The sequence below is a fragment of the Peptoniphilus duerdenii ATCC BAA-1640 genome, assembly GCF_000146345.1.
GTDB classification, from domain to species: domain Bacteria; phylum Bacillota; class Clostridia; order Tissierellales; family Peptoniphilaceae; genus Peptoniphilus_B; species Peptoniphilus_B duerdenii.
The window spans coordinates 331,901-349,027 of record NZ_GL397071.1 but is presented as its reverse complement, the minus strand read 5'-3'; the positions used below and the strand labels follow the sequence as shown (position 1 = coordinate 349,027).

General features: G+C 34.5%; 17 protein-coding genes. 6 read left to right on the top strand and 11 right to left on the bottom strand.

Features of this window, described 5'->3' with window-relative positions; genetic code table 11:
- Positions 1–8 precede the first annotated feature (8 nt).
- The gene (locus HMPREF9225_RS01565; RefSeq protein WP_008901169.1) at positions 9–773 is read left to right on the top strand and encodes a ZIP family metal transporter; all 765 of its coding nucleotides are present in this window, start codon (positions 9–11) and stop codon (positions 771–773) included.
- Between the two features lie 90 nt (positions 774–863).
- Complete coding sequence (locus HMPREF9225_RS01560) at positions 864–1,097, top strand: TM1266 family iron-only hydrogenase system putative regulator (RefSeq protein ID WP_008901168.1); 234 nt, start codon at positions 864–866, stop codon at positions 1,095–1,097.
- Positions 1,098–1,151: 54 nt separating this feature from the next.
- Here HMPREF9225_RS01560 and HMPREF9225_RS01555 read toward each other — a convergent pair whose 3' ends face one another.
- The gene (locus tag HMPREF9225_RS01555; protein ID WP_008901167.1) at positions 1,152–2,408 is read right to left on the bottom strand and encodes a sugar ABC transporter substrate-binding protein; all 1,257 of its coding nucleotides are present in this window, start codon (positions 2,406–2,408) and stop codon (positions 1,152–1,154) included.
- A gap of 147 nt (positions 2,409–2,555) precedes the next feature.
- Here HMPREF9225_RS01555 and HMPREF9225_RS01550 point away from each other — a divergent pair, with 147 nt between their 5' ends.
- From HMPREF9225_RS01550 to HMPREF9225_RS01540, 3 genes are read left to right on the top strand one after another with little or no spacing between them, the layout of a single operon-like run.
- Positions 2,556–3,593: an ABC transporter ATP-binding protein gene (locus tag HMPREF9225_RS01550; RefSeq protein ID WP_008901166.1), complete on the top strand. Its 1,038-nt coding sequence runs from the start codon at positions 2,556–2,558 to the stop codon at positions 3,591–3,593.
- Complete coding sequence (locus tag HMPREF9225_RS01545; protein WP_040551563.1) at positions 3,580–4,443, top strand: carbohydrate ABC transporter permease; 864 nt, start codon at positions 3,580–3,582, stop codon at positions 4,441–4,443. The genes HMPREF9225_RS01550 and HMPREF9225_RS01545 overlap by 14 nt, the downstream gene beginning before the upstream one ends.
- Positions 4,440–5,282 carry a carbohydrate ABC transporter permease gene (locus tag HMPREF9225_RS01540; RefSeq protein ID WP_008901164.1) on the top strand — a complete coding sequence of 281 codons (843 nt, stop codon included), beginning with the start codon at positions 4,440–4,442 and terminating at the stop codon, positions 5,280–5,282. The genes HMPREF9225_RS01545 and HMPREF9225_RS01540 overlap by 4 nt, the downstream gene beginning before the upstream one ends.
- A 63-nt stretch (positions 5,283–5,345) precedes the next feature.
- On the opposite strand, the gene HMPREF9225_RS09725 is transcribed toward HMPREF9225_RS01540, so the two are convergent.
- From HMPREF9225_RS09725 to HMPREF9225_RS01510, 6 genes are all read right to left on the bottom strand, one after another.
- Positions 5,346–6,173 carry a LysR family transcriptional regulator gene (locus HMPREF9225_RS09725; RefSeq protein ID WP_008901163.1) on the bottom strand — a complete coding sequence of 276 codons (828 nt, stop codon included), beginning with the start codon at positions 6,171–6,173 and terminating at the stop codon, positions 5,346–5,348.
- A gap of 121 nt (positions 6,174–6,294) precedes the next feature.
- The gene (locus HMPREF9225_RS01530) at positions 6,295–7,077 is read right to left on the bottom strand and encodes an ABC transporter ATP-binding protein (RefSeq protein WP_008901162.1); all 783 of its coding nucleotides are present in this window, start codon (positions 7,075–7,077) and stop codon (positions 6,295–6,297) included.
- Complete coding sequence (locus HMPREF9225_RS01525) at positions 7,049–8,005, bottom strand: ABC transporter ATP-binding protein (protein ID WP_008901161.1); 957 nt, start codon at positions 8,003–8,005, stop codon at positions 7,049–7,051. Before HMPREF9225_RS01525 ends, HMPREF9225_RS01530 begins: the two co-directional genes overlap by 29 nt.
- On the bottom strand, positions 8,005–8,838 hold the full coding sequence (locus HMPREF9225_RS01520) for an ABC transporter permease (RefSeq protein ID WP_008901160.1): 834 nt from the start codon (positions 8,836–8,838) through the stop codon (positions 8,005–8,007). The genes HMPREF9225_RS01525 and HMPREF9225_RS01520 overlap by 1 nt, the downstream gene beginning before the upstream one ends.
- A 3-nt stretch (positions 8,839–8,841) precedes the next feature.
- Entirely contained in the window at positions 8,842–9,762 is a 921-nt protein-coding gene (locus tag HMPREF9225_RS01515) for an ABC transporter permease (protein ID WP_008901159.1), read from the bottom strand.
- Positions 9,763–9,824: 62 nt separating this feature from the next.
- A complete protein-coding gene (locus tag HMPREF9225_RS01510; RefSeq protein WP_040551260.1) occupies positions 9,825–11,486 on the bottom strand; it encodes an ABC transporter substrate-binding protein in 1,662 nt (553 codons plus the stop codon).
- A 185-nt stretch (positions 11,487–11,671) separates the two neighbouring features.
- Here HMPREF9225_RS01510 and HMPREF9225_RS01505 point away from each other — a divergent pair, with 185 nt between their 5' ends.
- A complete protein-coding gene (locus HMPREF9225_RS01505; RefSeq protein WP_008901157.1) occupies positions 11,672–13,057 on the top strand; it encodes an MATE family efflux transporter in 1,386 nt (461 codons plus the stop codon).
- Positions 13,058–13,553: 496 nt separating this feature from the next.
- Here HMPREF9225_RS01505 and HMPREF9225_RS01500 read toward each other — a convergent pair whose 3' ends face one another.
- Genes HMPREF9225_RS01500 through HMPREF9225_RS01485 form a run of 4 tightly spaced genes read right to left on the bottom strand, consistent with a single transcriptional unit; the run spans position 13,554 to position 16,997 of the window.
- Positions 13,554–14,000, bottom strand: a complete 447-nt coding sequence (locus HMPREF9225_RS01500; RefSeq protein WP_040551259.1) for a hypothetical protein — start codon at positions 13,998–14,000, stop codon at positions 13,554–13,556.
- A gap of 30 nt (positions 14,001–14,030) precedes the next feature.
- Positions 14,031–14,393 carry a DUF6483 family protein gene (locus tag HMPREF9225_RS01495; protein ID WP_008901155.1) on the bottom strand — a complete coding sequence of 121 codons (363 nt, stop codon included), beginning with the start codon at positions 14,391–14,393 and terminating at the stop codon, positions 14,031–14,033.
- Positions 14,390–15,325 (bottom strand): TAXI family TRAP transporter solute-binding subunit, encoded by a 936-nt coding sequence (locus HMPREF9225_RS01490; RefSeq protein WP_008901154.1) that lies wholly within the window; start codon positions 15,323–15,325, stop codon positions 14,390–14,392. The genes HMPREF9225_RS01495 and HMPREF9225_RS01490 overlap by 4 nt, the downstream gene beginning before the upstream one ends.
- Positions 15,309–16,997: a TRAP transporter permease gene (locus HMPREF9225_RS01485; protein ID WP_245526543.1), complete on the bottom strand. Its 1,689-nt coding sequence runs from the start codon at positions 16,995–16,997 to the stop codon at positions 15,309–15,311. Before HMPREF9225_RS01485 ends, HMPREF9225_RS01490 begins: the two co-directional genes overlap by 17 nt.
- Between the last annotated feature and the right edge of the window lie 130 nt (positions 16,998–17,127).

Genomic DNA, 17,127 nt, shown 5'->3' with positions numbered 1-17,127 from the left:
GGAAAAAGATGAGCAAAACACTAATATTATTACTAGGACTTACATTACCAGGACTGGCAACTGGAGTAGGAGCAATTCCAATCTTCTTTGCAAAAGAAATAAAGAGGGGCACCATGGACATGCTTCTTGGAGTAGCAGCAGGAGTTATGCTTGCAGCCACATGCTTTTCCCTAATAATACCTAGTATAGAATTTGGAGGATCAGACTTAAAGGCGGTCTTAATAACTTCTTTAGGAATATTTCTTGGGGCGGTTATGCTTGATATGATAGATAAGTATGCTCCCCACGAACATTTAATAGACAAAAGGGTCGAAGGTAGAAATACAGATTCACTTAAAAAGATTTGGCTATTTATAATCGCCATAACCATTCATAATTTTCCAGAAGGACTTGCCACAGGAGTAGGATTTGGAACGGAAAATATAAATAATGGAATAGCAATAGCAGTTGGAATAGGATTACAAAATATGCCAGAAGGAATGGCTGTTGCCCTTGCACTAGTAAGGGAAGGCTATAGCAAGAAATATAGTTTTATAATAGCCCTTATAACAGGACTAGTAGAACCTATAGGAGCAGCCCTAGGCTACGGACTAGTATCAATATTTAATCCAATCCTTGGAATAGTACTAGCCCTTGCAGGAGGAGCGATGCTATTTGTAATAAGTGACGAAATAATTCCAGAGACCCACTCCAACGGATACGAAAGAGAAGCGACCTATGGAGTAATAATAGGATTTATAATCATGATGATAATGGATATAACCCTAGGATAGAAAAAACCCTGAACATTCAGGGTTTTTGTTTTAATTGAACTATTTAATACTTTTTTATGATAATATATCATTAAAGGTAAAGGAGGATTTATGAAAAACGTAGCAATAATGGCGATCATCGTCGAAAACAGAGACTCTGTAGAAAAGATTAATTCAATTCTTCATGAATACAGAGAATTCATAATAGGGAGAATGGGACTTCCTTATAACGAAAAAAATATTTCAATCATCTCAATCATCTTAGATGCACCAAAGGATAAGATTGATGAACTATCAGCTAAGATAGGAGAAATACAACACGTTAAATCAAACACCCTATATTAATACTTAAAAAGAAAAGTTGTGCCTTAATGACACAACTTTTTTTCTTGTTTTAAATTATTTTACAAATGAGTTTATAGATGTTACTAATTTTTCTGTTGCTTCGTCTACTGAAAGTTTTCCAAGTGCAAATTCGTTAACGATGTTAAACATTGATGTACTCATTTCTGTGTAGTAACTTGGAACTCCATTAGGGAATGGGTTAGCAATTGTCTTAGCTTGGTCTAGAAGTGTTCCAGGGTTTGCGATGGTTCCATCTTCTATAAGTGCGCTAAGTGCTTTAACTCTTGTAGGTACAACTTTCTTTTCTTTGTGGAACTGTTCTTGTACGTCATCTCTTGACATAAATTCGATGAACTTCATAGCATCTTCTTTGTTCTTAGAGAAAGCTGATACTCCTAGTGCTTCTGTAAATGCTAAAGTATTTGGAGATACTCCATCTTTACCTGGAAGCATGATTGATTTAACTTGTCCAACAACCTTTGAGAATTCTGGATCGTCAAGTTTGTTTACATATCCTGATGGTCCTATTAAGAATGCTCCTTCTCCATTTACGATACCTTTGAAAGTTTCAACTCCTGGTCTAGAAGCTTCGTTTGGATCGATAAGTCCATTCTTTAGTTGGTAATCTAGAGTTTCAAATCCGTCTCTTATTGCAGCTTCGTTAGCTGTGTTGTCGTCGTTTAAGAATACTCCGTTTCTAGTGAATACTAGAGTCATAAATGATGTTGAAGTCTTTTCTTCAGCATTAAGTGGGAATAGTATTGGATATTCAACCTTGCCATCTTTTTTAGCTTGAAGTAGGATTTCGTTTAGTTCGTCATAGGTAGCTGGAACTTTGTCTCCTGCCATTTGTGTGTTTAGATAAGCTATTCTGTAGTCGTTTATAAATGGTAGTGAATAAACATTTCCTTCTACTGTGAAGTATGGAATAGATGCAATATCATTCTTAACTTCATCAGATAGATCTAATTTTTCTAGCCATCCTGCTGCTACAAATTCTCCAACCCATGACCAGTCAACTTCAAATACGTCGGCAGCAGCTGTGTTACCAGCACTTGCAATACCAACCTTTTGTTTGATTTCGTCCCATCCTTGGGTTTCAACATTTGCAGTGATTCCAGTTTCTTCTTTAAACTTTGCAAGCATTTCATCGCTTGGAGCTCCCCATTCAGGAACTAAAACTGTAATTTCACCTTTATCTTTTGAAGCATCACCAGATTCTTCCTTTGGTGCAGGTGCTTCTTGTTTACCGCAAGCAACTAGTAGAGTTGCGATTAGTAAAACGCTTAAAAATTTTGTGAATTTTTTCAAATTTTTATCCTCCTAAAATTTTAATTTTCTTTTTTTAATCATAGCATAGGGAAAAATTGAATGCAATAATTAAAAAAAATTATTATTTAAGCCTCGATTTATTGTTTTTAAAGCCCTATTTTGCTAATATAGATTTAAGGAGGAAGTATGAGTATAGAACTTAAAAATATTAGAAAATGCTACGAAAAAGACGTAGCTGTCATAGATGATTTCAATCTATCCATTGAGGATGGAGATTTTGTGGTGTTCCTCGGACCTTCCGGATGCGGTAAGTCAACGCTGCTTAGAATTATTGCTGGACTTATAGATATAGATGGTGGAAGTATCTTTATGGATGGAGAAAATATTACCAATTCTCTTCCTAAGGATAGAAATATGGCATTCGTTTTTCAAAACTACGCCCTCTATCCACACATGACCGTCTCTGAAAATATAACCGTAAGCTTAAAACTTAAAAAAGTTCCAAAAGAAAAGATAGAAAGTAAGTTAAATGAAATCGCAAAACTTCTCTCTATCGAAGATTTACTTAATAGATATCCAAGGGAATTATCCGGCGGACAACAACAGAGAGTTGCTCTTGCGAGGGCGATTATAAGAAGTCCAAAGGCATACCTAATGGACGAGCCTCTTTCAAATCTCGATGCGAAACTTAGACAGAAGATGAGATTTGAAATTATGAAGCTCTACGAAAAACTAAAGATCACAACCATCTATGTAACCCACGACCAGGTGGAAGCTATGACCATGGCGACAAAAGTTGTGCTACTAAACAAGGGAGAGATCATTCAAAGCGGACCTCCACAAGAACTTTTCGATACACCTAACAATACATTTGTGGCGAACTTCATAGGAAATGGAATGAACTTCTTTGAAGGGGAGATAAAGGATGGAGAACTTATCTTCTTTGATTTTAAAATTCCATTTAAGAGTAAAGAGAATTTAAAGGTGCAAGTTGGAATTAGACCGGAACATATAAATCTAGATAGCGGAAATAAGTATGAAGTTAAGTACTGCGAAAATCTAGGAGCAGAAAGCATCCTTCACTTCGAAGAAGGAAAAGATAATTTCACAGTGCGCACATTCTTAAAAGATGATATAAATAACGGCGACAGATTCGATATTTCTTTCGATAGAGAAAAGATTCATATATTTAAAGAAGATGGGACTAGATATGAAGAAGAATAAATACGCATACCTGCTCATACTACCTGCAGTACTAATAGTGCTACTTACGATTCTCGTGCCGATAGTGACTACATTTAGATATAGTTTGAGCTACTTTAAACTTACAGATCCGAATAACCAAAAATTTATCGGGATTAAAAACTATGTAGATATTCTTCATGACAAGGGATTTATAAATGCATTTAAAAACTCATTTATGATCCTCATAGCAGTTATAATTATCGGGCTTGTAATCTCCATAGTAATTGCCCTTATTCTAAATAAAAAGACGAAAATAAGTGGAGTACTTTTGGCGATTTCCATCATACCTTGGGCACTACCACCCATTGTAAACGGAATCATTTGGAAATTTATTTTCTTCCCAGGATATGGATTTGCAAACAAACTTATAATAAATCTGGGACTTGCATCTAAACCTATAAACTGGATAAATAATAAAAAGATGTTTGTATTCCTAGTGGCGATGGTTCTATGTTGGAAGATAGTACCGTTTTGTGCCCTTGTAATCCTTGCAAAGCTTGAGACCATTCCAAAGACACTTTACGAAGCAATCTCCATAGATGGAGCAGGTAAATTTGACACCTTTAGACTGATAACTCTTCCACTAATTATGGAAGTCTTGGGAATCGTGCTACTTAATTTGACCACAGCAGCGATAAATGTCTACGACGAAATCATAGCCCTCTCAGGATATGTGTTGGAGAACCAGACCCTACTCATCTACAACTATGCAAATACATTTCAATACTTAAACTTTGGATACGGAAGTGCAATCTCCTACACTATTATGATAATAGTTGGAGTCTGCGGGATTGGATACATTAAAAGAATGTCTCGAGGTATAAAATGAAAAGAAAAAATATAAATATTCTATATACTCTAGGAGTAATATTTTTAATAATCTACTGTCTATTTCCGATTATCTGGTGTTTTATCATAAGTATCACTCCAGAGAGCGAGATGCTCGTAAAGACGACGAAACTTCTACCACAGAGTTTGGTCTTTGGCTCCTATAGAAAACTCTTAACCATATCCGGAAGAGAGTCACAAATCATAATAAGAGGTATGAAGAACGCCCTCAAAATATCTATGGTGACCATACTAATTGGAATTCCAATTACATTTGTAAGCGGATATGTAATAACGAGGTACGATTTTAAATTTAAAAAAATATTTTTAAATATACTTTTTTTAACCATCATCATTCCAGTATTTACAACGATAATACCAATCTACAATATATTTAGAAAACTAAATCTATTAGACAGCATGGCAGCTACATCAATAATCTACATCTCATCATTTCTACCGATGAATACATTTATAGTTATAAACTATTTAAAAGACATACCAGAAGAAATCTTTGAAGCCTGCTATGTGGATGGATTTTCTGAGAAGGATATATTTTTCAAGGTGGTGCTACCATTATCGAGACCGATAATAGTAACCATAAGCCTTATATTTTTCCTATCGTCATTTAAGCAGTATATAATCCCTACCATACTACTTTCCTCAACGGGACATAAAGTAATAACCCAAGTAATGAGTGAATTTATAACCAAGGATACAATAAACTACGGACTGATAGCAGCAGGAGGAATACTTTCAATAATTCCACCGGCAATAATTGCAAGTATATTTAGAAAGTACCTGGTAAATGGACTTACCAGCGGCTCAGTAAAAAGTTAAAAAATAAAAAAGAGATAGTAAATATTCAAAAGAATATCTGCTATCTCTTTTTAAATGAAGAAATTATTCTTCGTAATGTGCCTTAGCTAATTCGCTCATAAGGATTTTCATCTTCTTTGTGATGTACTTATCCCTCATGTAGTAGAGTTTAAATTTCTTTGAAAAAGTTAAATCATCTAAAACTTCAAACTCATCTGATTCCCTAATGGTGTAGGCAGGTAAAAATGTGTAGACTTTTTCTGTTTCCATAAGCCTTAGAGCGGAGTCAATGTTTCCAACTCTGTACTTCATTTCTACAGGGAACTTGTGTGCAAGTTCGTCGAACACTACATTCTTATCTGTGCCAGCCCAATAGATAAACTCTAAATTATTTGGAAAATCAGCTACATTTTTCTTATCTGTCGCGAGTTTATAAGTAAGTCTAAATCCAGGAGTAAAATCACATTCCTCTAAATCATAGGCGTAATCCGTTAGAACCGCGTCTAACTCTCCTCTTTTTAGCATATCTAACATCAGTTCCCTTTCAGTGATAACGAACATGATGTCTAAGTCATATTGTTCTTTCATTTTCTTAGAAAAATCTACTACTATAGGCGTAGGTATCCCGTTGTGAATACCTAGACTAATATGGTTTTGGTTGTTTTTAAACTCGACGTCTAAGTTGTATAGCTCTAATAAAATTTTCTTCGCCCTATTATAAAATCTATAACCTACATCTGTTAAGAAAAGCTTTTTGGAAGCTCTTTCAAAAAGAATAATATCATACTCATCTTCAATTTGAGCAATTGCATGAGATACAGTAGGTTGTGAAATATTTAAGGCTTTAGCTGCAACAGACATGTTGTTTTGTTTTACAACCTCTAGAAAAATCTCTAGGTCTCTAATTGTCATATCAAACCTCCAACTACATTTTATGATAAATTAAATTTAATTACAATAATAAAGAGAAAATTTCACATAAAATAGGTATAGATTAAAATATAGTAATTTTATCTATTTATATAAAATATATCTACAGTAGAGCTGATTCGATTAAATATTTAGTATGTTCACTCTCTGGATTTTTAAATAAATCTTCACTACTTCTCTTTTCGCAGATCTTACCGTCTTTCATGACAGCTATTTCGTCAGCTATATATTTAACTACTGCAAGGTCATGGGATATAAACACTATTGTAACTTCTAATTCGTTTTTTATTTTTATCAAAAGATTTAGTATTTGAGCTTGAATGGATATATCAAGGGCAGATACACACTCATCGCATAAAAGAACTTTTGGTTCTGTGATAAGCGCTCTAGCTATTCCAATTCTCTGTCTTTGTCCACCGGACATTTCTTTTGATTTGTAATTTAGATAAGATCTATCTAATCCTACCAATTCAATTAGTTTAAGTATCTTTTCTTCTCTAATTTTCTTGTCCCACTCTTTTCTAAGTCCAAGCATAGGTTCTTCAAGGACATCTTTCATCCTCATAGTTGGATCTATAGATAGAAATGGATCTTGAAAAACCATCTGCATATTTTGTCTGACGAAGCTAAAGTCAGATCTACTTTTTATTTCTCTATTTAAGAAAGTATAGGTGCCATTTGATAGACTTTCAAGTCCTAAGAGCACTCTACTGACAGTCGTCTTTCCACAACCAGATTCTCCAACAAGACCTAAAACTTTTCCACTTTCTATCTCCAAATTTAATTTATCAAGAACTTTTATATTTTTATTTTTACCTAGTCTAAAACTTAGCTCCGCGTCCTTTAAGGTTACTATATTATTCTTCGTATTTAATGCATCTGACATAGGTTTCTCCTTTTTTTATAATACTTGGATTTTTACATTTGCATTTTTCAACGGATTCTTCACATCTATCGAAAAATCTACAAAGTTTTGAATAATCTTTTGGGTTTGGTACGCTTCCCTTTATCGGAACTAGTTTTTTATTCGTAGAGATAGTTGGTATACAGTTCATAAGAGCTTTGTTATAAGGGTGTAGTGGATGGTTAAATATTTCTTTTAAAGAAGATTCTTCAACTATCTGTCCGCAATACATTATGGCTACTCTATCAGCTATTTCTTTAACCACTCCTATGTCATGGGATACTATTATTAAAGAGCAGTTCATCTTTTTATTTAAATCTTTTAAAAGTTCTAAAATTTTCTTTTGAACTGACACATCAAGTGCTGTGGTCGGTTCGTCCGCTATTATCAAATCGGGGTTAAGTGCAATTGCAATTGCTATTACAACCCTTTGGCACAAACCTCCTGAAAGTTGAAATGGATATTGTTTTATTCTTGAACTTGCATTGTCTATTCCAACTGCCTCTAGAAGCTCTATTACTTTTTCTTTTCTCTCGTTTTTATTTAAGTCTGTGTGTATTTTGAGGACTTCTTCTACTTGATGTCCTATGGTCTTAAGAGGGTGTAGAGTCTTGGTAGGTTCTTGAAATATCATGCTTATATTTTGTCCTCTTATCTTTTCAATATTAAATGATTTGTCATTTATTAGTTTTCCATTGAAAATAATGCTTCCAGATAAAATATTAACTCCGCTTGGCAATAGATTAGGTATAGATCTACAAGTTAGGGATTTGCCGCAACCGGATTCACCAACGATTCCTAATACTTCACCTTTTTTTATGGAGAAGGAAACATCTTCTACAAGCTTTAAAATATTTTTGCCATTTTTTATTCCTATCGTCAAATTTGAAACTTCAAGTACATTTTCCATTAGATGTCCGCACCTCCTAATCCGTAGAAATCTCTAAGTCCATCACCTAAAAAATTAAAGCTTAGAGAAATAAGCATGATAAATATTCCGGGAGCTATTGAAAGCCAAGGAGCTTCAAATAAAAATGTTCTTCCATTAGCTACCATAACTCCTAGACTTGTAAGTGGTGGTTGAGCTCCAAATCCCAAGAAACTAAGACCAGCTTCTGCTAAAATTGTCTGTGGAATAGACATGGTATATAGAACGAATAGGGTTGATTTCATATTTGGAAGAATATGTTTAAATATCATTCTAAATTTTGAGACTTCCATTATCTTTGCAGCATCTATATAGGAGTTGTTTTTTATAAATTTCGTTTGAGCTCTTATAATTCTAGCTGTTGATGTCCATCCAAAGACTACAAGCGCAAGGATCATACTTTTCATACTGGAACCTAGATTATATATTATTGCCATAGCCAATATCATAAATGGGAAAGATAATCCCAAATCTGTAAATCTCATAAGAATATTATCTATTCTTTTATTTGATAATCCGGAAATAGTACCTATTATTGCTCCAATAAATAGATTTATAGTAGTTGGCACAATCCCTACGAAGAGGGATATTCTAAGGGCAAAAATCATTCTGCTAAAGATATCTCTACTAAGTTGATCTGTCCCAAAAATATTTTTTAAAGATGGAGGACTTAGCGGAGAACTAAAATCCGTCTCGTCATAATTATAAGGAGCAACTATTGGAGCAAAGATTGCGCACAGAAAACAAATTATTATAAAAATTAAAGAGAGTGCTATTATTGGATTTTTCTTTAAATAATTAATAAATTTTTTCATATACTACCTCAATCTAATTCTTGGGTCAATTAAAAAGTATAAAATGTCGGAAATTAAATTTCCTAGAATTATTAAAAATGAACCCAAAAGTACAGTTGCTTGGATAACAGGCAGATCTCTATTGGTTAGAGCTGATATAGATAGTGTACCTATGCCAGGAATACCAAAAATACTTTCTGTTATCATGGCTCCACCTAGAAGTGATGCAAGCTGAAGTATCATAATAGTAACCACAGGGAGCATACTTATTTTAAGTGTATGAAAAATTAAAACTGCCCACTTCTTTCTACCTTTTATTCTAGCTAAATCTAGAAAATCACTTTCCATATTTTCTAAAAGATTTGCTCTTAAAAGCCTGGAAATCTCTCCTGCCATTGCCCATCCCAAAACTATTGAAGGTAAAACAAGTTGTTTTAATTTTCCAAATCCAGAAATAGGAAATAATTTAAGTTTAAAGGCGAAGAAATATTGAAGAATTATAGCTATAAAAAATGTAGGAGCCGATATTCCCAAAATAGAAATAGTTGAGAATATTTTATCTAAAATCTTGTTGTGATACCTAGCAGATATTAGTCCAGAAAGTATTCCAAAACTCCATGCAAAGATTAAAGAAGTGGCAGTAAGTTTTAAGGTATTAGGGAAAACTTCAAAAATCATATCCTTGACAGGTCTTTTCATTACGATAGACTTTCCAAGATCTCCTTTAGAAAGATCTTTTACATAATCTATAAATCTTTCTTTGACAGGTTTATCAAGTCCCAATTCTTTAACTACCCTCTCCTGAATATGGATATTTGTTTTTTCACCCATCATAGCTGTAGCAGCATTGCCAGGAATTACATTCATAAGTACAAATGTTGTTATAATAATTAAGATAACCACTATAAAAGACTGAAAAATCCTTTTTAAAATATAATTTAACATAACAATCCTTTCTATGTAAAAAAAGATACTCTACATAAAAATGTAGAGCTCTTTTTAAATTATTATTTATTGTACTTTGGATCTATCTTTACAAAATGTGTTGAACCACAGACCCAACCTTGCCAAGATAATTTAAAATTATCAAGTCTAGGGCTTTTAGCAAAGTGGTTTAAATCAGAAACAAGTGGTAAATAAAGGGCTTGTTCACCTACAATCTTTTTATCTAAGCTTGTAAGAGCTTTTATTCTTTCTTCTTGATTAATAATAAATCTAGCCTTATTAATTTCATCACTCAAAGCTTTATCTTGTACCTTTAATCCGTTTGATTCACCAGCTTCAACAGTAAATGCTTGGTAGAAATCGTCAGGATCTGGAACGTCTGCTGTAACAGGCTCAATACTCATTGAGAAACCTTCACCTTTAGTTAGAATATCATAGTAACTTGTAGCATCTACAGTCTTTATTTGTAAATCAATTCCAATATTTTTAAGCATTGATTGAATCATTTCATTCTTTGCTTGGTCTTCTTCATAGGTTGAGTTTTGTAGAGAAATAAGAGTAAGACCTTTATCTAATCCAGCTTCTTTTAATAATTCTTTAGCTTTTTCAGGATTGTATTCAATCTTTTCTTGTTCAACTTCATATCCTGGGATTCCTGGAGGTAGTACACCGTTTACTATAGTACCTTCACCATTGTAGAAAGTCTTGTTGATTAAATCTCTATCTATAGCCATAGAAACAGCTTTTCTAACTTCTACCTTAGCCATGTTAGGATCTTTTTGGTTGAATGAAATATAATCCATACCAGCTCTTTGAGAATCTACAATATTATCTTTGAAGATAGGATTTTCTTTATAAGAATCTAGTTCAGCTGAAGATATTTTTCTAAAATCTAGCTCGCCATTTTCAAGCATCATCTTTGATGTAGAAGAATCTATGTTCATAAGGTATCTAACACCATCAATATTTGCTTTTTCTCCGAAGTAGTCATCATTTCTTACAAGATTGATTTCTTTATCTTGTGCCCAATCTTTAAACTTCATATAGCCTGTTCCAACAGTATATTCAGGATCAAAACCGAATTTGTCCTTGCCTTCTTCAACAGCTTTTCTATTGAAGATAGATGCAGGTGCTCCAGTTAAGCTTGCTAAGAATGGTGGGAAAGGTTGATCTAGTGTAATAGATACTGTGTAATCATCTATAACCTTAACTCCTTTTACAGAATCAGCTTTGCCATTTAATTTGTCAAGAGCTCCTTCAATCTTTTCAAATTGATAAGTATTTACTGCAGCTTCCTTAGGATCCATCATCTTTTCGATAGTGAAGAGAACATCGTCAGCTTTAAATTCTTCACCATTGTGGAATTTAACACCCTTTCTTAGATAGAAAGTATAAGTTTTTCCATCTTCTGAGATGTCCCATTTTTCTGCAAGACTTGGAACTATTTCATTAGTGCCATCATCATTTACCTTAACATCTACAAGTCTATCGTAGATTTGAAGTGGAATGAAGTAGTCCGCATTTGTTTTTTGAATGTCTAAAGTCTTTGGGTTTTGGAATAGTGTAAGCACCATTGTATTTCCGTTAGGACTCTTGTAATCAGTTTGTTCTTCTGACTTAACTGAATTACCATTGTTTGTTTTCGCTACTTTGTTTTCGTTTTTGCCACAAGCTGTTAAGAGTAACATAGCAGCTAGAAAAATAGAAAATATTTTCTTTTTCATAATACCTCCGTATAAATTAAATTGTTTATTTTTTATCAAACAAACAATACAATTATACCACTAGAATAGCCATAATTCAAATAGCTTACAAAAAAAATTAAACAAATTGAGAAAATAATAATACTTTTGTAAATGCCTTTAAATAGATTTCATTACTTGTTATAATACCTAGATGGAGTGATTTTATGATTATAAAAAAGCAGAGAAATATAAATCTTACAGAGGGTTCGATAATGATGGGAATCATTTATTTTACGATTCCGCTACTATTATCAAACTTTTTACAACAACTTTATAATACGGCGGACCTTATAATCGTAGGTAAATTCGCAGGCAAAAATCCGATGGCAGCAGTAGGAAGCACCGCTCAAGTGAGTTCTCTTCTATTGGGTCTTTTTTTTGGTCTAGCAACGGGAGCCTCAGTGGTAATCAGTCAGACCTATGGAAGTGGCAACAGATCTAAACTTAAAAAGTCAATCGTAAATGCCTATGCCATCTCCATATTTGGCGGACTACTTCTAACCATAATTGGATATGTGCTTTCGCCATGGATGCTTCGCATAACCCACACACCGGCGGAAATCTTTGACGACGCAAACAAATATCTAAGGATATTTTTCTTTGGAATAATTCCGCTCCTCGTTTACAATATGGGTTCAGGAATATTAAGATCTATGGGAGATTCCAAAAGACCATTTAACTTCCTTGTAGTAGCTGCAATAGTAAATATAGTTCTAGACTTAATATTTATTGCAATCTTCAAGATGGGGGTAGCAGGAGCAGGCTGGGCAACTTTAATCGCTCAAGTAGTTTCATCCATCCTTGTCACATATTCACTATTAAAATCAGACCAGGTTGGAATAATTAAAAAAGCAGATTTAAAACTAGAAAGAGAAATTCTTTTAAATATATTTAATATAGGACTACCGGCAGGGCTTCAATCGGTTATAATTTCATTCTCAAACGTACTTATCCAAGCGAAGCTAAATAAATTCGGACCGGACATCATCGCCGCATTTTCGGCAGGAGGAAGGATAGACAGCTTCATATTTATGGGAATTATCGCCATCACCATCTCCGCCACCACATTTACAGGGCAAAATATCGGTGCAAAGAAGTATCACAGAGTTATAGCCGGCACAAAAGTTGCAATAAACATCACCTTGGTCACAACAGCAATCACAAGCATCATAATATTTGTATTTGCAACAGATCTTGTAAAACTCTTTAATACCGATCCAGAAGTAGTGAAGTACGGCGCAATCTACATGAGGTACCTCTGCTCAACCTACTTTATATTTGGAGTATCAGAAATCCTAGGAGGAGTAGTAAGAGGAGCAGGCTATGCGATGCCGCCGATGCTTACATCTTTGGTATTTATGTGCGGGATAAGAATGATTTGGATCTATGTAGTACTAAATATTATCTACAAAGTCGAAATAATATTTATGGCATGGCCAGTTACCTGGGTCTTCGCGTTTATATCAAACTATATCTACTTCAAGAAAGGTAAGTGGAGAGAAGTATTAAATCCAGAAGAAGAAATTGGATTGGCAGTTGAGTTAGATTAAAAATAAATATGTAAATGAAAAAGCGATTAAGAAATTAGTCGCTTTTTGTTTTGGAATTTTAAGTTAATTTAAATTAATTCTTATATAGAAACCAAGGAATACAGTCATCATGAGCGGCAGTCGGCAAAGCCGTTGTAGTCGAAGGATCTAATTTTGGTATTATGCAGTTGCAAATATGGATTAAATATGGGTCAGATCCTTCGACTCCAAAGGCTAGCGCCTTTTCCGCTCAGGATGACTGTATAGAAGGATAGACATCACCACATTTTTATAATCAATTAATTTTTTCTACGCAGTGCCTAACGGCATTGAAGCAGATTGCTTCCGCTACATATGATTTAAATCTTAACATCACAAACAATATTAATATGTATTTTTATTTTTTAGAATATCTTTATAGAATTTCATAAAATTTATAAATTTACATACTCTTCGTAGAGCATCTAAAACAATAAAAAAATAGATGCTATCTAGCACCTATTTTCTAAAATTTTTACTATTTTACTTCTTGTCCATTTACTTTTATACTTTTTAAAACTCTTTCTTCTCCGAGTTTATACTCTACTTCTATCTCTCTTTCTTCTCCTGTCTGTTCGTTCTTGTCTTTTGAAATTGAAATTATTGTGTCATTTTCTTTTTGTATGCTCCATGATTCAACAGTTGCTGGATTTATTATTTCGATGTTCTTATCTTCTAAGAATGCATTCACCGCACTGGCTTCGTTCACCACTTCTTCTTCTGTAAGATTGGTGTCGAATTTTATTTCTGCAAATCCTCCTGCTGATGATGAGGCTGGCTCGTGGGTGTTGGTTTCTTTGTTATTTTTATTTTCCGTTTGGTTTTCTATCTTCGTTTGATTGTTATTTTCTTTTTTGTTGTCATTTTTCTTTCCGCATCCTGTTAAAATGATTAAACATGCTAAAAATATACTTAAGTACTTCATAAAAATCCTCCTTTTTTTATTTATACCCAACTACTTGCTGATAAAATTAATTCCGTATGCGTCTAGAATTTCTAGGACCGCAGATTTTATCTCTCCTCTTTCGAAGTCCATGGATTTTAATTCGTCATCGTCAAGTTCGTTTATCTTTTTATAAAAGTTTAAGGCGAGCTTTAGATAGTTCATGGAGTTTGGATCGAGATTATCGAAGATACATTCGTCTGCGGCGTTTAAATCTCCGCTTGATACCAGCTCCATTAGCTCGTCATAGATTTTATCTTCCTTGGTTTTGTTATCTATATTTTCATATTCATAGTCGAGATCGTCGGTGTAGATGCTGGCTGTCATCTTGATTATGTCGTTTATCTCCCTCATAAATGTATCGTTTTTAATCATTTCAAAACCTCCTTGTAGTACTTCATAGCTCCAGGATGGATTGGGATCACTCCTGCGCCTTTTTCCGCTTCTTCTATCTTCACAGTCTTTAGGACTTTGTTTTCTTTTTTCAGTTCTTCTATATTTTCCCAGAACACTTTTGTAAAATTATACACCAATTCTTCGTCACAGTCATCCCTGGTATAGATGAGCATCCTCGTTGCAGTGGTCTCTATGTCTTCTTCTGTGTTGTATACATCTTTTTTTATCGTATATTTTTCGTACCAAGGGTATTTCGCTATGACTTTTTCTATTTCTTCTTCCGGGATACTTAGTACTTTGGAATTTGTGGTTAGTAGCATCTCTGTTATCTGTGCGCTCGGTGCTCCTGCCATGATCCACACTCCGTCCATGGCGTCCATCTTCATCTCTTCCATACTTTCCCTCGGTCCTAGGTGGACCTTGTTTTCTTTTTCACAGCCGACAGCGTCCATGTGGTAGTAGTATTCCATCTCTGTACTTGAGCCAACTGCCCCAGAGGAGAATTTTTTATTTTCTAAATCTTTAAGGGAATTAATATTTTTATCTTTTAAAACTACAACTTGGTTAGGATTTAAATATAGGGATGCGATTACCCGTAGATGTTTGTTTTCTCTTCCTTTGAAGATGCCTTCCCCTTCGTAACTCATGGAGACGATGGAGGATACGCCGAAAGAAATATTTGCGTCCTTGTCGTAGATTATGTTTAAATTGTCTATTCCTCCGCCGGAAGCTTCGAGATTCGCCTTGAAATCTCCGGTTCGATTTAAAACCTTGGCGATGGATGCACCGAGTGGGTAGAGGGATCCGCCTGTGCCTGCGGTGGGCATGGTGACCCTGTACTTGTAATCGTTGCAAGAGGTTAAAATTAAAAGTGAAATTGAAAGCAAAATTATTTTAGATAGTTTTTTCATGTTGACCTCCGAAACGAATCGAAACTACAAGGACAATTAAAAGTACAAGTCCTGCAACTGATGAGAAAAATTCCGGATAGAGGAGCAGCACTCCGCTTGCCATAAATATTATCCTCTTAAACATATTTAAATCTCTTTTTAAGTAGCCGATATTTGCAATGGACATGGCAAATGTGCCGAGTATTCCCAGTCCTAGATAGAATAAAACTTTAAGTATAGGTCCATCTCCTAGGAAAAATGGGTTCACCAAAAAGAAAAATGGAATCATAAATCCATGAAGCCCGAGCCTCATCGCCGTAAAAGATGTCTTCACAAGGTCCGATCTTGCGATGGAGCTTGCCATATATGAAGAGATAGCCACCGGCGGAGTTATATTTGATAAACATGCATAGATTAGACAAAAAAGTCCCGATGCCATGTAGCTAACTCCGTAGGAATTTAAAAGTGGACTCGCGATGGTGTAGATAATTACAAAGGAAGCCACCCCCGGCACTCCCATTCCAAGAATGATGGATAAAATTGCAATTATAAATGCGGATAGAATCATGGATCTAATTCCGTAGGAAGTTAAAAATCCGATTACAGAGATTCCAAGACCGCTTAGAGATTCAGTGCCTATAATAAGTCCAATCATCACCACAGATATTCCAACATTTATAGATTCCATTGAGCCTTCGTAGATCGCATCTAAAACGTCTTTGAAACTCATGCTCGTGTGAGATCTTAGAAGTGAAACGAAGTAGATGTTTGCTGTGGAAATTAAAATTGCCTTTATGATATTTGCTTTGAAGTAAATCAAAATAATCAAAAGTATAATTGGAATGAGAAGATGGAAATTATTTTTAAACTCCTCTTTTATGTCTATGTTAACTTCTGAGGATTTAATATTCGACTTTTGCGCTTCGAAATGCACCGCGAAGAGAATCCCTGAGTAGAATAAAATCGCAGGAATTATAGCAGCCTTTAGGATTTCAAAATAATTTATATTTAAAAATTCCGCCATGACAAAAGCTGCCGCACCCATAATCGGTGGACAGAACTGTCCTCCAGTGGAACTTACCGCTTCAACAGCAGCAGCAAAGTCGCTACTGTATCCGGATTTTTTCATCATCGGAATGGTAAATGTCCCCGTTGTCGCCACATTTGCCACAGCAGAACCATTGATCATTCCCATAAATGCGGAGCTAACTACGCTGACCTTTGCAGATCCACCGCTACTTTTTCCAAATAGAGAAAGGGAAATATTTGCAATAAAATCCGTAAGTCCTGCATACTTTAAAAACGATCCGAAGATCATAAATAGAAATATGTAGGACATGGATACAGAAGTTCCAGTACCGAAAAATCCTGAAGTTGAGTAGATCATGTGAGAGACGATTCTTTTGATTGAAAAACCGTTGTGACCTATTGGCGCCGGAATAAATCTACCGAAGTAGAGAAACAAAAGGAAGAATAGTCCGAGAAGAGTGACAGTTCTATTTGCTCTAAAACCCATGTAGATAAAGATTAAAATTAGAACTACACCTATTGTTACATCCAGACTTGTCAAGTAACCACCGCGGAGGATCCTTGCGTTTTGACTTAAAATAATATATAAAAAAGTTGGAATTTCCAAAAAATAGAAAATTTTTGAAGATTTAGAAAAGAATGCACCCAAAATAAATAGAAGCATCACGTGCAAGTATCTGGAAATTAAAATATCGAAGGAAAAAATATTAAAAATTAAATTTGCTGCAAAAAATATGAGTAGCAGCACCTTTTTAATTTGAATTTCACGAGTATTATCTGTCATTTTACACCTC

Coding starts and splice junctions, on each gene's coding strand:
- HMPREF9225_RS01565 (WP_008901169.1), top strand. CDS start 9: ATGAGCAAAACACTAATATTATTACTAGGACTTACATTACCAGGACTG.
- HMPREF9225_RS01560 (WP_008901168.1), top strand. CDS start 864: ATGAAAAACGTAGCAATAATGGCGATCATCGTCGAAAACAGAGACTCT.
- HMPREF9225_RS01550 (WP_008901166.1), top strand. CDS start 2,556: ATGAGTATAGAACTTAAAAATATTAGAAAATGCTACGAAAAAGACGTA.
- HMPREF9225_RS01545 (WP_040551563.1), top strand. CDS start 3,580: ATGAAGAAGAATAAATACGCATACCTGCTCATACTACCTGCAGTACTA.
- HMPREF9225_RS01540 (WP_008901164.1), top strand. CDS start 4,440: ATGAAAAGAAAAAATATAAATATTCTATATACTCTAGGAGTAATATTT.
- HMPREF9225_RS09725 (WP_008901163.1), bottom strand. CDS start 6,173: ATGACAATTAGAGACCTAGAGATTTTTCTAGAGGTTGTAAAACAAAAC.
- HMPREF9225_RS01530 (WP_008901162.1), bottom strand. CDS start 7,077: ATGTCAGATGCATTAAATACGAAGAATAATATAGTAACCTTAAAGGAC.
- HMPREF9225_RS01525 (WP_008901161.1), bottom strand. CDS start 8,005: ATGGAAAATGTACTTGAAGTTTCAAATTTGACGATAGGAATAAAAAAT.
- HMPREF9225_RS01520 (WP_008901160.1), bottom strand. CDS start 8,838: ATGAAAAAATTTATTAATTATTTAAAGAAAAATCCAATAATAGCACTC.
- HMPREF9225_RS01515 (WP_008901159.1), bottom strand. CDS start 9,762: ATGTTAAATTATATTTTAAAAAGGATTTTTCAGTCTTTTATAGTGGTT.
- HMPREF9225_RS01510 (WP_040551260.1), bottom strand. CDS start 11,486: ATGAAAAAGAAAATATTTTCTATTTTTCTAGCTGCTATGTTACTCTTA.
- HMPREF9225_RS01505 (WP_008901157.1), top strand. CDS start 11,672: ATGATTATAAAAAAGCAGAGAAATATAAATCTTACAGAGGGTTCGATA.
- HMPREF9225_RS01500 (WP_040551259.1), bottom strand. CDS start 14,000: ATGAAGTACTTAAGTATATTTTTAGCATGTTTAATCATTTTAACAGGA.
- HMPREF9225_RS01495 (WP_008901155.1), bottom strand. CDS start 14,393: ATGATTAAAAACGATACATTTATGAGGGAGATAAACGACATAATCAAG.
- HMPREF9225_RS01490 (WP_008901154.1), bottom strand. CDS start 15,325: ATGAAAAAACTATCTAAAATAATTTTGCTTTCAATTTCACTTTTAATT.
- HMPREF9225_RS01485 (WP_245526543.1), bottom strand. CDS start 16,997: ATGCTTCTATTTATTTTGGGTGCATTCTTTTCTAAATCTTCAAAAATT.